This window comes from Devosia salina, assembly GCF_019504385.1.
GTDB lineage: Bacteria > Pseudomonadota > Alphaproteobacteria > Rhizobiales > Devosiaceae > Devosia > Devosia salina.
Map to the genome: position 1 here is coordinate 2,683,891 of NZ_CP080590.1, position 12,831 is coordinate 2,696,721.

The following is a 12,831-nucleotide window of genomic DNA, read 5'->3' on the forward strand; positions in this document are numbered from 1 at the left end:
CCAAGAGCATCTCCACCCGGTTCTCGAGTTCGACAATGGTCTCGATTGGGGTTCCTGACACGGCGATCTGGGTGTGACCGCCGCTATTGTCGCCGGCTCCGCCCGGTTCGATGGTGACCAGGTTCAGGCGCTCCGGCATGTGAAGTGCCGCAAGGATGGCATGGCCGGACTCGTGGACGGCGATGCGCCTAGCCACATCGGGGGGTGTTTCTTTGCCGGGCATAAGGACGGACTTGAGGTCGTCGAGCGTGATGTCCCTGTCGGAGCGGCGGGCCCGGCGGCGGGCACTACGGACGACGTCCATGATGTCCGCACCTGTCATCGCCCGGCTGGCGCAGATCGTGGCGACACCGCCGAGGTCGGCTCCGGGCAGCGCCGAGCCGAGATGGTGCCGGAGGATGCGCATCGCGCCATCCGGTCCGGGCGGCCCCAGGAAAACGGCTCGCTCGAGGCGCCCGTTGCGCAGAATGGCGGGCGAAATCGCGTGGAGCCGATTCGTCGCTCCGACCACGATGACACCAGCCCTTTCGGCCACCGCGCCGTCCAGTGCAATCAGGAAATCGGCGACGACCGGAGCCCAATAATCCCTGTTCTTGCTGTCAGTGGCATCAAGATTCGGAACCTGGTCCAACTCGTCCAAGAAGAGCAGGCATGGGGCGGCGCTGCGAGCACGCTCGAACAAATCCCTCTGGGCACGGATGACCGTATCGAGGTATCCGGTCGTACTGGCGAACAGGTCGGCAATGCTGCCGATGACAACCGGAATACCGAGATACTGACCCAACGACCGGGCGTATGTGGTCTTGCCCGTGCCCGGAGGGCCATGGAGGACAATACCCCGATCGACGTCGGCCCACCCGATCCGTTGAGCGGCGACGTCTGCCAGGTCGATCTTGAGGTCCTTTGCCCAGTGACGAGCTTCACCAAATTCGACAGCCTCCTCCATGGAGGGCAGGACCTCGTTTCCGCGGGTCATGCCGGTCTTGTTGGCGATCGCTTGGCCAAGCTTCTCCACCACCACGGCGGCTTCCGCCTGGAAGGACACCAGAGAGCAGATTTCGTCGAAGTCGAGGGCGCCGACGTTCAGTGCATCGAGGCTGCGGGGAACCGGGCCGGTGCAGACGCTCCGAAGGAAAGTCCGCAGCAAGGCCGGGTCGGGAGCCGGCACGGTCGCGGTCATGGTTGAGACGGTCCGCAGCAACGGTGGAAGGGTAGACGGCGTGACCGCCACCCCGACCACCACGTGCCCGGCTTCCAGATGGAACTTGACCGCCTTGCGGTCGTCCTTCGCCGCCTTGGGACCGCCGGGGTAGACCGGATGGACCTTGTCTTGGAGCTCCGAAATAGCCTCGCCGATCGGCTCCTGCCACTCAGTCGAGGGCACGACGACCACCAGGTGCCCACTTGTGCCCTTGGCCAAGGCATTGCGCACCGACTTGGGGAGAGTGCGCTCGACTACAAGATCGGCCAATCGCTCCTGGATCGTGCGCTCGTCCTTGGTGTTCTTGATCGTCCTCATCTCTGCTGCTCCTCGTGGAAAAATAAATCGTCGAGCTTACCCATGCTGTTTCCTCCCGGTGCCGCGCGGCTCGAGCAGGTAGTACCGGCTCATCGTCCTCGCCCACAGTTCGGCGCCGTCGATGGCGAAAAGTTCGGAAGTGATCGCAGGCCGATGATCCGCGATCCTGGGGTGCCCTTGGACCGTGCCGACAAGGGCGATGCCGGAGCGCGACAGCACACCCCAGTCCCGGAGCGTGGGCGCCTCCGCCAATTGCGCGGCAGACGGAGCGTGACCGGATGCAAGCCGGCGAAGGTCCGCGGCCAAGGCTTCGAGTCGATCCGCGGTGGCGAAGGGATCGGCGCCGAAGAAATTCACGGCCTGGTGGCGCCGGCTCATAGCGGCTGCACCAGGTGCACTTCGGTGGCGGGAAGGATCGGCTTGTCGAGGTCGACATAGAGGCCGCCTTCGACGACCAGGGCCATTATGGCCGAGATCGGCTCCTCCCCGCGGACCATCACCGCCAGGTCCAGCAAAGGTGCGCTGCCGCCGTTGTCGATCAGGTGGGCCAACAGCTTCATGCGGTCGGTCAAGCCGATCTCGGCACCTGCGGCACCCGCGATCATCATGGCATTGGTCAGGCGGGGCTCGCGGCGGATGAACGATTCCGGCACCAGCACGACCGTGTGGCCCATGGTTGCGGCCAGTGCCTTCAGTTCGAAAAAGGCATGCCTGCCATGGCCGCGCAAGGCCGCCTTGCAAACGCAGACCAGGTAGACCTCGCGCCGGCCAAGGGCCACCTTGATAGCAGTGAAGTCATCCGCGGGAATCATGAGATCATCGGCCAGCTCGTCTGGCACCAGATCGTCGGTGAGGCGCCTGACCGAAGGGTGGACCAGGACCAGGGCCTCCGCGGACTGGCGAAGGGTGCGGCGGCGGCGTCCGGAGATAGGGCCGGCATCGGCGGAGCCGGACGGAAGGCGTGCAGCATCGGCATCGAGCATGCGAGTACTCCATGTTTAACGGAAGCGGTGAGGTAGAGAGGGAAGACGAGCTGTCGTTTAGTTCGCCGGGTCGGTCATGATCTCGTAGGGCAGTCCGTAGGACTTGAGCATGTGCCCCAGGTCTCGGACCTTGAAGGTAATGGGGTCCATTCCGGCAGGAAGGCGGATGAACCCGCCGTCTTTGCCTTCGACGATCTCCAGCTCATGGCGGTCGAACCCGGCGCGGTAGATCAGTTGCGACAGCAGGGCCGGTGTCTCCGACAAAGCAGTCGTTGTGTTTGCGGGCATGAGTTTCCTCCGGCTCGAAAGCTCGAGACCATCAAGAAGGGCGATGACGCGGGTGGATCAGGAAACGCAGTCGTGGCCGGTGAGTAGCTGCAGTGCCCGGCATCCAACAGGATCCCCGACGTGCTTGTCGTAGCATGCCAGGTCGACGCCCATCCGCACCGGATCCCGGATCAACTCGATCAAGATCCGAGCCTTCTCACTGGTGCCATCCGGGTCGGGAAGCATGGCTATGGCGCGTTGTGGAAGGAGCACGCAGGGCCGACCGCATTTCTCCATGGACACCTTCAGCGACAGAAGGAGCTTCATGGTGTCGGGACGGAACCAGTGCCGGGAGGGAACGCCGACCAGGGTCACCGGCCGCTCGTCGAGGATGGCCTGGCAGGTCGCCAAGGAGGCAGCCTCCAACCCCAATGACACGGCGAAATGGGTGACGAGGGGATCCGAGCCGATCACGGCCACTTCGTCCAGCCGGGAGAGCGAGTCGAACAGGATGGAGGAAAGTTTCCGCCGGGTATCCCGGTGGCGCAGCGTACGTGATTTCGGTTTAAGGTCTTGGGGACGCACGAACAAAGACACAGGTACTCTCCCTGCATGCAACGAACAGGCCGAACACGATGAATATTCAGGACGTCGTGCGGGCTATGCACGCGGGGGAAGGTCTTGTTGCGGTGCCTGAACGACGGACACCTGCGGCTTCCAATGCTCTAGTGACTATAGATATTTGCTACGGATGTCAAGGCCGGATGTACATTTTGTGCAACGACTGCCAGTTGCGTTAGGTTTCGGTTGTCTTCAGATCGATTCGGAACAGCGTCTTGAGCGAACATCAGCACCGGCCAACTCCCGCCCAGATCCGGGCGGGACGAGCCCTCCTCGACTGGAGCCAGCAGGAGCTTGCGGGGTATAGCGGCATCGGTCGCCGGACCGTGGCGGCCTACGAGAACGGTGGCGACAGGGTGATGCCTACCAGCGTCGTGGCCATGAAAGAGGCCTTGGAGCGTGCCGGCATCAGGTTCAGTGGCGAAGACGAACCCGAAGGCGTGCATCGGGTCCTCCGCTAGCCGTGAGGTTCCCGGTGGTGACGTGAGGTGACGCTGGGAAGGGTGTTATCCCTCGCCGATGAGGCGGCGAACCTTGGCCAGCCTGATGTCGAAACCTTCCTCGGCAGCAAGGGTGCCGAAGAAGCGACCGTCCGCCGTCACCAGTTGGATGGATGCCTGGTGCTCCATCTGGTAGTCGCCGCCTTCCATGGGCACTTTCCCGAAGAAAATGTAGCGGTCCTTGGCCATGGTGGCCACTTGCGCAAGGTCACCGGTCAGGCCGGCGATGCGAGGGTCGAAGTACTCCACATAGTCCTTCATGATCTCCGGCGTGTCCCGCTCCGGATCGACGGAGACGAAGACGACCTGCAGCTTGTCCGCGTCCGGTCCGAGCGCCTCGAGGATGGCCGACATCTCGGCCAGGGCCGTGGGGCAGACGTCGGGGCAATGGGTGAAGCCATAGAAAAAGGCCGAAGGCTTGCCGAGGAAGTCGGCCTGCGTGACCGGAGCGCCGTCTTGGTTCACCAATGAAAAGGGCTTGGCATAAATGGCTTCCCCAGCGTTCGCTGGCGCGAACCGGGGGCCAAAAGCCAGGAAGGCAGCGCCGGCAGCTGCGATCGCCACCAGCACCCAAAGGATACCTCGAAACCTGCGCAAGCCGTTCACTGGCCGTGACCTTCATGAGAAGCGCCGGCTCCGGTGGACCGCTCCTCCATCTTGAACGTAACGTCGATTCGACCAGCCTTCTCGAACACCAGGGTAGCGGGGACCTCGTCGCCGGCGCGGTACCGCTCGGCAGGTTGGACGAACATGGCATGCATGCCGTTGTCCAACCACACGGTCTCACCGGCGGGAATAACGAGGCCCTCCGTCATGGGCTGCATGCGCGCGATGCCATCGGTCACGGTTGACCGATGTATCTCCACCTTCTCGGCAGCGCTGCTCTCGATGGCGACGAGACGGTCATCGGTGTCGCCCGTGTTCTGAATGGAGAGGTATCCGCCGAGTACCGGCGCGTTCGGCGGGGCCTCCTCGATCATCGGATGGTCGAGATAGATCGAACCTTGCGTGAAGTCATGGGCAAACCCGCTCCCGGTCGTAAGGATGCCGATCAAGGCGATGGTGACAAATAGCTTCATGTGGTCCGATCCTTTTTCTGGAGCAATACCGCCTCGACAGGTCAGACGGAATGCGACCGGCTGCCCCGCCAGGCCAGGAGGCGCATGGCGTTCGCGGTCACCAGCACGGTCGCACCCGTGTCCGCAAGGATGGCAGGCCACAGGCCGGTCACGCCGATGACAGTCGTCACGAGGAACACGGCCTTGAGCCCGAGGGCCAGGCTGATGTTCTGCCCGATGCTCGCCATCGTGGCCTTCGACAGGCCGATCATGTCGGCGATGTCGGTTACGCGGCCATGGAGCACGGCGGCATCGGCAGTCTCGAGCGCCACGTCGGTGCCACCGCCCATGGCTATGCCGACATCGGCGGCAGCCAGTGCGGGTGCGTCGTTGATGCCGTCGCCGACCTTGGCCACAACCTTGCCTCGCGATTGAAGCTCTCGAACGATCCGCTGCTTGTCCTCGGGAAGCAGGCCGGCCCGAACATCCATACCCAGCGAGGCGCCGATGGCGCTGGCGGTGCGCTGGTTGTCGCCGGTGAGCATCACCGCGCCGACGCCCGCATTGCGCAACGCCTGCAGACCGGCCCTGGCATCGGCCCGGGGCTCGTCGCGGATGGCGAAGATGCCGGCGAGCGTGCCGTTGGCAAGCAGCACCGAGACGGTCTTGCCCTCGTCGTTGAATGCGACGATGCGTGCCCGCAATTCGTCGGGGATCGTGGCGCGGTCGGCGGCTGCTTCGATAGAGCCGAGGAATGCCTTGTCGGCACCGATGCTGCCGGTGACGCCCTTACCGGGAACAGCCGCGAGATCGAAACCGGGTGGCACGGGTGCCTTGTCCGCCTTGGCCCTGGCGAGAATGGCGAGGGCGAGCGGATGGCTCGATCCGGTCTCGAGCGCCGCAGCCATCGAGAGCACCTGGGTTTCGCTGCGGCCGACGGCGACGATATCGGTGACCTTCGGCCTCCCTTCGGTCAGCGTACCGGTCTTGTCCATGGCGACCATGGTGATGGTGCGGAGCTGTTCGAGTACCGCTCCGCCCTTGAGCAGCAACCCGCGACGGGCACCGGCAGACAGGGCCGCGGCGATGGCGGCAGGGGTGGAGATCACCAGTGCGCAGGGGCAGCCGATCAGAAGGATGGCGAGGCCCTTGTAGACCCACTCGCTCCAGGATGCGCCCATCAGCAGCGGCGGCACGGTGGCGACCAAGGCGCCGACCAGCAGAACGCCGGGCGTGTAGATCTTGGAGAACCGATCGATGAAGCGCTCGGTCGGCGCCTTCGCTTCCTGTGCCTCCTCCACCAGGGCGATGACCCTGGAAATGGTGTTATCGGCAGCGGCGGCGGTGACTCGCACCCTGATGGCGGTGTCGGTGTTGATGGTGCCGGCGAAAACAGCGTCGCCGACGCCCTTGCTCTTGGGAACGCTTTCACCGGTGACCGGTGCCTCGTCGATGGCACCGCTGCCCTCGACGATCTCTCCATCCGCCGGGATGCGGTCGCCGGGGCGCACCAGCACCAACTGCTTCAGGGCAAGACTGGATGCCTGGACTTCACGCACCTCGTCGCCATCGACCAGCAGTGCCGTCTTGGGCACCAGATCGGCCAGACCCTTGATGCTGGCACGGGCCCGGCCAGCGGCGAAGCCTTCCAGCATTTCCCCGACGAGGAAGAGCAGGACGACTGTAGCCGCTTCTTCCGTGGCGCCGATGACCACGGCGCCTACGGCGGCGATCGACATCAGCGTTTCGATGGAGAACGGGCTGCCGGCCATGGCTCCGGCGACGGCGCGGCGACTTATCGGGATCAAGCCCACCAGCAGCCCGACCAGGAACGCCCAGTGCCCGACATCCGGGACGACCCGGCCCACGAGGTAGGCCAGCAGCAGCGCGATGCCGCAGGACGCCGTCAAGATAGCCTTTCGGGTGCGCCACCACGGTACGCCCTCATCGGCATCATCGTAACCATGCAGATGAAGATGGCCGCCGCCTGCCTGATCATCATGCTCACCATGGCTATCGCCATGCTGGTCCACGGGCCGGGCATTGGATGCGATCTGCAGCTGGCGAGTCGGATAGCCGAGGTTAGAGACGCGGCGCGCAAGATCTGTGAGGTCGACGTCGCCGGTGTGCCTGACCGACATCGTGCCGGAGACGACCGAGACGGAAACATCTTCCACGCCCTGAATACGCCTGGCAGCCGTGTCGACCTTGGAAGCGCAGCTGGCACAATCCATGCCCTCAACACGGAAGCGTGTGGTTCCAATCCTTGCATCCATTGGCAGCGACTCCTTGAATTCGTCACCGTCTGCGTACATCCTCCAGCGACTATAGGAGCAAGCGGAAATGAGTCACGGCATCGCGATCGGAAAAGTCTCGGAAGCGACCGGGGTGAAGATCCCCACCATCCGGTACTACGAGCAGATTGGGCTGCTCCCGGCGCCGCCTCGTACCGAAGGCAACCGGCGCACCTATGACCGCAAGGACGCCGAGCGGCTAACCTTCATCAGGCATTCGCGCGAGCTCGGCTTTGAGATCGACCAGATACGGACCCTGCTCGATTTGCAGGATCGGCCCGATCAGTCATGCGCGGATGCCGACACCATAGCTAAGGCGCGCCTGGTAGAGGTGAAAGCCAAGATCGCGAGCTTGACGGCCTTGCAGGCCGAACTCGAGCGAATGGTCGATGGCTGCAGCCATGGTCGAGTGGAGACGTGCAAGGTCATCGACATTCTTGCCGACCACGGCAAGTGCAGGCACCACAGTGACGCAGGCAAGTGACGTATCTCGCTGCTCGCGCAGTGTTCCTGATAGGACCGTACGACGATGAGCGAAGGGTCCGGACTTCCCCTCTACCATCATTACCTGCCCTCGTTTTATCAGGCTCGCTGGGCAAATGAGGCCGGCAAGCTGCGTCGGTTCAGCAAGCCTCGTCCAGATAAGCTGGTCGTGAAGTGGGTTTCACCTCATGTTTCGGGGGGCGAGGATTTGCTCTATTCTGATCCCGTCGCGGAACCGAAGGCTGCCCAGACGTTGGAGCAGAAGTTCATGTCGCCTTTGGACTCCCTGGCGGCCGATGCTCTTACGGCACTCGAGCAGGATGATCCACGCATTGGACGGGATGGAAAGTTGCGCAGCGCGTGGTCTCGCTTCCTCATGTCGCTCATGATGCGCATGCCGGACCATCTCGACACGCTTGAGGCTGGTCTGGCCGAGGAGTGGGCGCGCCAGCTGCCCGAGTTAGAAGCAGCCTATGCAGAGAAGAAGGGGCTCGGCGATCCTTCCACGTTCGCCCAATACATGGACAGCCTGCCGCCGGAAGAAATGCGGAGCTGGATGATCAGCATCCTGCCGACCTTGGTGGACCACGCCTGGATTGGCGAGCTCATCAACAATATGCGGTGGTTCATACGTCGGATTGATGGTAGCGCGGAATTCCTGACCAGCGATCGGCCCATCATCACCTGGCACGAATTCGCCGCCGCGGACTCTTATCTCCTCTTGCCCATAGGTCCGCAGGCCGCCTTCTGCGCGGTGAACAATGTTGAGACGCAACGCAGGATCGAGGCTGTCGACCCTGAGCAATGGGTGACCGGCCTGAATAAGGTGGTTGCCGGGGCTGCGGTCGAGTTCGTGTTTGCCCGCGACGATGGCATGAAGGAGTTCGTTGCGGAACATTTCGGTACGAGGCCGCGTACTACGCTGTTCGAGCGTCTGGTGCAGTTTCGACGCAGGAAGAACCAGCAATCCGGATTGTCGGCAGGAGCGTAGAATGTACTCGCTGGCGTGGCACGCAAGCTGAAGCCCGCGGGCTCAAAATCCTGGAGGCAGTGGGTCCTCGATGAGTTCATTGGGCACGCGGCCAGATGGATTCCCCTGAACGGAAGTCGCTGCTTTGCGACCGGCAGATTTCTGTCGATGTACCCTTGATCGATGATTTCGGTGGTTCCGGGCACGACGGGGAAGTCCGCGACATCGATGTCCAGAAGCGGTCGTTCTCACGTGTCCCCTCTACGCGTAATCAAGTTGCCCCTTGGGTATTCCCATGCCCCGCTGCGGAGCCGCTTAGCCCGTCTTCGGCGTCGAAGCCTTAAGTTGCAATACTCGTCGGCCCAAGTCGCGCAAGAGTTCTGTGCGCCGATAGGGTGTCTGCTTCTTCCATCCCCTGATCTCAGCGACGGTCACGCCACAGCCTTTGCACCAACCGGTCTGGCGATCGAATTCACAGATCCGGATACAAGGATCGTCTTTTCGCACGACAGGTCTCCAAACATGGATCAAAGAATCTGTGGACTTAGATAGGGTACCCCCCTATCTTATCAAGAGGAGAACGCCATGTCCCATACCATCACAGAGAAAGCCAAGCTTCTGGCGCGGGTCCGCAGGCTCAAAGGACAGATGGAGGCCATAGAGAGGTCGCTTGAGGCCGAGGCGGGCTGTGCGGAGGTCCTGCAGTTGGTCGCGTCGGTTCGGGGAGCCATCAATGGGCTCACTGTCGAGCTGATCGAGGACCATATCGTCCATCACGTCGTGGACCCAAACCGTGACGCCGACGGAGAGCGGGCTAAAGGCGCCGCTGACCTGATCGAGATCGTTCGGACCTATTTCAAGTAATTTACGAAGGCACTCTTCATGTCTATGCAGTCTTTCCCGGCACCACACGACCACGTGTTCCTTGGTAACGATCATGATCGAAACGAGCGTCGCACCTGGCTGGTCATCGGCTTGACCGCCACGATGATGGTTGCAGAGATCGTAGCGGGCACAGCTTACGGGTCGATGGCCCTTGTTGCCGATGGCTGGCACATGTCGACCCATGCTGGCGCCATGCTCATTGCGGCCCTGTCTTATATGTTCGCCCGCAAGAATGCCCACAACCGCCGGTTCAGCTTCGGCACTGGTAAACTCGGTGATCTGGCCGGATTTGCCAGTGCCATCGTCCTGGCGCTTATCGCCCTCCTCATCGGCTATGAAAGCTTCCTTCGGTTCCAGAACCCCGTGGCGATCAATTTCCAGCAGGCGATCGTTGTTGCTGTCATCGGGCTTGTCGTGAACCTGGTCTGCGCGTGGCTACTGCGCGATGATCACAGCCACCATGGCCATAGCCATGGGCACCATCATCACGACCATCATGGCCACGACCACCACGGGGATGCCGAGGAGAGCAAGGTCGGCGGCACTCGGGATCTTAACCTGCGAGCGGCCTATTTGCATGTTCTTGCCGACGCGTTGACATCGGTGCTGGCGATTGCGGCGCTGTTGCTGGGCAGCATCTACGGCTGGCTGTGGCTGGACCCTACCATGGGTGTCGTCGGTGGCCTCGTCATCGCGCGTTGGTCGTGGGGACTGATCAAGGAAGCCGGCGGCAACCTGCTCGACTACATTCCCGCTGGTGAAGACTTGCCGGAGGAAATCTGCGAGGCCATCGAGGTCGGCGGCGACAAGGTCATCGATCTCCACATCTGGCGCCTCGGTCCCGGGCATTTCGGTGCTATCGTGACGCTTGAGGTCGGCAATGTTCAGTCTCCGGAAGTCTACCATGCCAAGCTCGCTCATATTCATGATCTCTCTCACCTGACGGTGGAGGCGCATGCCCGGGCCGCTTAAGCCGCAGGAGGTGGAAAAACTTGGCGGGCAGATTGCGGTGCTTGCGTTCGCTATGTCGCAACCCGCGTGGGCTGGGCCGCAACTGTTGCTGTTTCCTGCGATGAGTTCGATCTAGTCGACGCGAGATGCGTGGCGTGCAGAATATTACAGCGTCGACTTCTCGCCATTCGCAGTGGACTGGCGCGCTCCTGCGACCTAAGCAAGACCATAGTGCATGGACGCCCGCGCAATATCGACCTTTCCTTCGCGCCCCGTGGCGGCGGTCTCAAACCCTTCGCCATCTCGGCCACCGGGTCACAAGTCTTCGTCTCGGGAAGCGGACAACCTGGTGCCCTGTGCCGGACCCGTAGAACAGTTAGCAGCTTCTTAACGGCGATATTGCATCCTATTGGGATGTCGTTCCAAAGGACAATATCGCTGGCTTTGCTGATGCTCGCTCTGACGAGCGCGATGCTCGCTGCGCCTATGTCGGCGAATGCCGCACATCTGTCGGCCACAGGCACAATGATTGAAGCCTTGGATGGCCATGGACATTCGCATGGCGGCGAGGTTACCGATGCACATGATGCTATCGACCATGCCCATGACGTCCCCCACGACCTTCCAGGGTGGACACTGACGATTCCGCAACTCCCGCAGTCGTACCTGATCAGCCTGCTCGACAGCCTGCCTGACCAAACGCCTTCAGGCCTGGACCGACCGCCAAGACAGTCACCGTGATCCGACGCGCCTGACGGCGCCGTTTTAATGCATCACGGTTTATCATCATGTCCCTGCACTCCCTGCGGGCCGTCCGACCGTCATTTCCGGTCGCGGCCATCGCCTTGCTGGCCTTGCTCGCCCTGACGGGCGGCGCCAGCGCCCATGGCGTCGATACCAGCGACGCCGGCTATATCGCCGAAATCACCGGCTGGAACCTGTTGCCCTATGTTTATCTGGGCGCCAAGCACATGATCACCGGCTACGATCACATCCTGTTCCTGCTCGGGGTCATATTCTTCCTCTACCGGATGGAGCATATCGGCACCTATGTGTCGCTGTTCGCCATCGGCCATTCGACCACCATGGTACTGGGCGTCTACTTCAACTGGGCCATCAGTTCCTACTTCATCGACGCCATCATCGGCCTGTCGGTCGCTTACAAGGCGCTCGACAATATCGGCGCCTTCCAGCGCTGGCTTGGCTTCCAACCAAACACCAAGGCAGCGACCCTGATCTTCGGCCTGTTTCATGGGCTGGGGCTCGCGACCAAGGTACTCGAATACAACATGGCCGAAGACGGCCTGTTGCCCAACCTGATCGCCTTCAATGTCGGCGTCGAGATCGGCCAGCTTCTCGCCCTGGCCACCATTCTAATCGCCATGGGTTTCTGGCGCCGCACGCGGTCGTTCTGGAAGTATGCCTATTCCGCCAATGTCGCCATGATGTGCGCCGGCTTCGTACTCTTCGGGTACCAGCTTGTCGGCCTCATTGTCGTGCCCTGAGGATTTCCAACATGTACAACACCTCTTTCCCGACCCAGGCCGAATTGCCCAGCACTGCCAGGCTGATCCGGTCCACCATCATTGCCGGCGTCTCGGCCCTCGCCATTCTCGTCACCGTGGTTCTCCCCTCCGAATACGGCGTCGATCTCACCGGCTTCGGTCGCCTCACCGGCCTCACCACCATGGGCGAGATCAAAATGCAGCTGGCCGAGGAGGCCGCTGCCGCCGAGCAGTTGAGTGCCCAGGTTGCCACCGGCACCGCGCCCATCCAGTCATCTCCGCCGGTGGCTTCAGCCGAGATCTCAGCCCTCACCGAACGCATCAGCGCCATCGAGGCTGTGCTGGCACCTGCCAGCGTGCCAGAAACCAACCCCACCATTCCAACAACGCCAGTGTCGGCCGCGCCGGCGCCCGTTGCTGCCGAGGAGCCGGCGCAAGCATCTGCATCCGCTTGGCGGGACGAGATCAGCTTCACCCTCACGCCGATGGAAGGCACCGAATACAAGCTGGTCATGGATGCCGGTGCCGTAGCCAATTTCGAGGTCGAGGTTCAAGGTGGCGTCATCAATTTCGACGCCCATGGCGAAGGCGGCGGCCAATCCGTCACCTATGAACAGGTGCGCGGTATTTCCAGCGAAAGCGGTCAGTTGCAGCCGCCCTTCGCCGGCACCCATGGCTGGTTCTTCCGCAATCGCGGCGACATGGATGTGACAGTCACCCTACGCACCGGCGGCCAATACAGTGAGCTGCGGAAACTCATCTGATCACTCAAGGGGCGGCGAGTACCGCCCCTTG

At 62.3% G+C, this 12,831-nt stretch carries 15 protein-coding genes and 1 pseudogene; 7 read left to right on the forward strand and 9 right to left on the reverse strand.

Annotation, left to right across the window (positions count from 1 at the left end; genetic code table 11):
- Positions 1 to 4: 4 nt before the first annotated feature.
- From K1X15_RS21520 to K1X15_RS13025, 5 genes and pseudogenes are all read right to left on the reverse strand, one after another.
- Positions 5 to 1,519, reverse strand: a pseudogene (locus K1X15_RS21520) (AAA family ATPase); the annotation flags it as partial.
- Between the two features lie 36 nt (positions 1,520 to 1,555).
- Entirely contained in the window at positions 1,556 to 1,897 is a 342-nt protein-coding gene (locus K1X15_RS13010; protein WP_220304049.1) for a DUF6634 family protein, read from the reverse strand.
- Entirely contained in the window at positions 1,894 to 2,502 is a 609-nt protein-coding gene (locus K1X15_RS13015) for a hypothetical protein (RefSeq protein ID WP_220304050.1), read from the reverse strand. The genes K1X15_RS13010 and K1X15_RS13015 overlap by 4 nt, the downstream gene beginning before the upstream one ends.
- A gap of 57 nt (positions 2,503 to 2,559) precedes the next feature.
- Entirely contained in the window at positions 2,560 to 2,790 is a 231-nt protein-coding gene (locus K1X15_RS13020; RefSeq protein WP_220304051.1) for a hypothetical protein, read from the reverse strand.
- A 57-nt stretch (positions 2,791 to 2,847) separates the two neighbouring features.
- Positions 2,848 to 3,366: a hypothetical protein gene (locus tag K1X15_RS13025; RefSeq protein ID WP_220304052.1), complete on the reverse strand. Its 519-nt coding sequence runs from the start codon at positions 3,364 to 3,366 to the stop codon at positions 2,848 to 2,850.
- A 239-nt stretch (positions 3,367 to 3,605) separates the two neighbouring features.
- On the opposite strand from K1X15_RS13025, the gene K1X15_RS13030 reads away from it, so the two are divergent.
- A complete protein-coding gene (locus K1X15_RS13030) occupies positions 3,606 to 3,851 on the forward strand; it encodes a helix-turn-helix domain-containing protein (protein ID WP_220304053.1) in 246 nt (81 codons plus the stop codon).
- A gap of 45 nt (positions 3,852 to 3,896) precedes the next feature.
- On the opposite strand, the gene K1X15_RS13035 is transcribed toward K1X15_RS13030, so the two are convergent.
- The 3 genes from K1X15_RS13035 to K1X15_RS13045 are packed head-to-tail and all read right to left on the reverse strand — an operon-like array spanning position 3,897 to position 7,224.
- A complete protein-coding gene (locus tag K1X15_RS13035; protein WP_220304054.1) occupies positions 3,897 to 4,487 on the reverse strand; it encodes an SCO family protein in 591 nt (196 codons plus the stop codon).
- A gap of 5 nt (positions 4,488 to 4,492) precedes the next feature.
- Complete coding sequence (locus K1X15_RS13040; protein ID WP_220304055.1) at positions 4,493 to 4,969, reverse strand: copper chaperone PCu(A)C; 477 nt, start codon at positions 4,967 to 4,969, stop codon at positions 4,493 to 4,495.
- 41 nt (positions 4,970 to 5,010) lie between these two features.
- Positions 5,011 to 7,224, reverse strand: a complete 2,214-nt coding sequence (locus K1X15_RS13045; protein ID WP_220304056.1) for a heavy metal translocating P-type ATPase — start codon at positions 7,222 to 7,224, stop codon at positions 5,011 to 5,013.
- Between the two features lie 67 nt (positions 7,225 to 7,291).
- Here K1X15_RS13045 and K1X15_RS13050 point away from each other — a divergent pair, with 67 nt between their 5' ends.
- Together K1X15_RS13050 and K1X15_RS13055 are read left to right on the forward strand one after the other, a co-directional pair.
- Complete coding sequence (locus tag K1X15_RS13050; protein WP_220304057.1) at positions 7,292 to 7,726, forward strand: MerR family transcriptional regulator; 435 nt, start codon at positions 7,292 to 7,294, stop codon at positions 7,724 to 7,726.
- Positions 7,727 to 7,771: 45 nt separating this feature from the next.
- Positions 7,772 to 8,716, forward strand: coding sequence for a DUF4238 domain-containing protein (locus K1X15_RS13055; protein WP_220304058.1), 945 nt, complete (start codon positions 7,772 to 7,774; stop codon positions 8,714 to 8,716).
- Between the two features lie 294 nt (positions 8,717 to 9,010).
- On the opposite strand, the gene K1X15_RS21445 is transcribed toward K1X15_RS13055, so the two are convergent.
- Positions 9,011 to 9,202, reverse strand: a complete 192-nt coding sequence (locus K1X15_RS21445; RefSeq protein WP_220304059.1) for a DUF1289 domain-containing protein — start codon at positions 9,200 to 9,202, stop codon at positions 9,011 to 9,013.
- A 78-nt stretch (positions 9,203 to 9,280) separates the two neighbouring features.
- Here K1X15_RS21445 and K1X15_RS13065 point away from each other — a divergent pair, with 78 nt between their 5' ends.
- From K1X15_RS13065 to K1X15_RS13080, 4 genes are all read left to right on the forward strand, one after another.
- Positions 9,281 to 9,559, forward strand: coding sequence for a metal/formaldehyde-sensitive transcriptional repressor (locus K1X15_RS13065; RefSeq protein WP_220304060.1), 279 nt, complete (start codon positions 9,281 to 9,283; stop codon positions 9,557 to 9,559).
- Between the two features lie 18 nt (positions 9,560 to 9,577).
- Entirely contained in the window at positions 9,578 to 10,552 is a 975-nt protein-coding gene (dmeF, locus tag K1X15_RS13070; RefSeq protein WP_220304061.1) for a CDF family Co(II)/Ni(II) efflux transporter DmeF, read from the forward strand.
- 767 nt (positions 10,553 to 11,319) lie between these two features.
- Positions 11,320 to 12,036, forward strand: a complete 717-nt coding sequence (locus K1X15_RS13075) for a HupE/UreJ family protein (protein WP_220304062.1) — start codon at positions 11,320 to 11,322, stop codon at positions 12,034 to 12,036.
- Positions 12,037 to 12,047: 11 nt separating this feature from the next.
- Complete coding sequence (locus tag K1X15_RS13080; protein ID WP_220304063.1) at positions 12,048 to 12,800, forward strand: hypothetical protein; 753 nt, start codon at positions 12,048 to 12,050, stop codon at positions 12,798 to 12,800.
- Positions 12,801 to 12,831 lie beyond the last annotated feature (31 nt).

Bases quoted from the DNA above. Each gene is read 5' to 3' on its own strand.
- K1X15_RS13010 (WP_220304049.1), bottom strand. From the start codon at position 1,897: ATGAGCCGGCGCCACCAGGCCGTGAATTTCTTCGGCGCCGATCCCTTC.
- K1X15_RS13015 (WP_220304050.1), bottom strand. From the start codon at position 2,502: ATGCTCGATGCCGATGCTGCACGCCTTCCGTCCGGCTCCGCCGATGCC.
- K1X15_RS13020 (WP_220304051.1), bottom strand. From the start codon at position 2,790: ATGCCCGCAAACACAACGACTGCTTTGTCGGAGACACCGGCCCTGCTG.
- K1X15_RS13040 (WP_220304055.1), bottom strand. From the start codon at position 4,969: ATGAAGCTATTTGTCACCATCGCCTTGATCGGCATCCTTACGACCGGG.
- K1X15_RS13045 (WP_220304056.1), bottom strand. From the start codon at position 7,224: ATGGATGCAAGGATTGGAACCACACGCTTCCGTGTTGAGGGCATGGAT.
- K1X15_RS13050 (WP_220304057.1), top strand. From the start codon at position 7,292: ATGAGTCACGGCATCGCGATCGGAAAAGTCTCGGAAGCGACCGGGGTG.
- K1X15_RS13055 (WP_220304058.1), top strand. From the start codon at position 7,772: ATGAGCGAAGGGTCCGGACTTCCCCTCTACCATCATTACCTGCCCTCG.
- K1X15_RS13065 (WP_220304060.1), top strand. From the start codon at position 9,281: ATGTCCCATACCATCACAGAGAAAGCCAAGCTTCTGGCGCGGGTCCGC.
- dmeF (WP_220304061.1), top strand. From the start codon at position 9,578: ATGTCTATGCAGTCTTTCCCGGCACCACACGACCACGTGTTCCTTGGT.
- K1X15_RS13075 (WP_220304062.1), top strand. From the start codon at position 11,320: ATGTCCCTGCACTCCCTGCGGGCCGTCCGACCGTCATTTCCGGTCGCG.
- K1X15_RS13080 (WP_220304063.1), top strand. From the start codon at position 12,048: ATGTACAACACCTCTTTCCCGACCCAGGCCGAATTGCCCAGCACTGCC.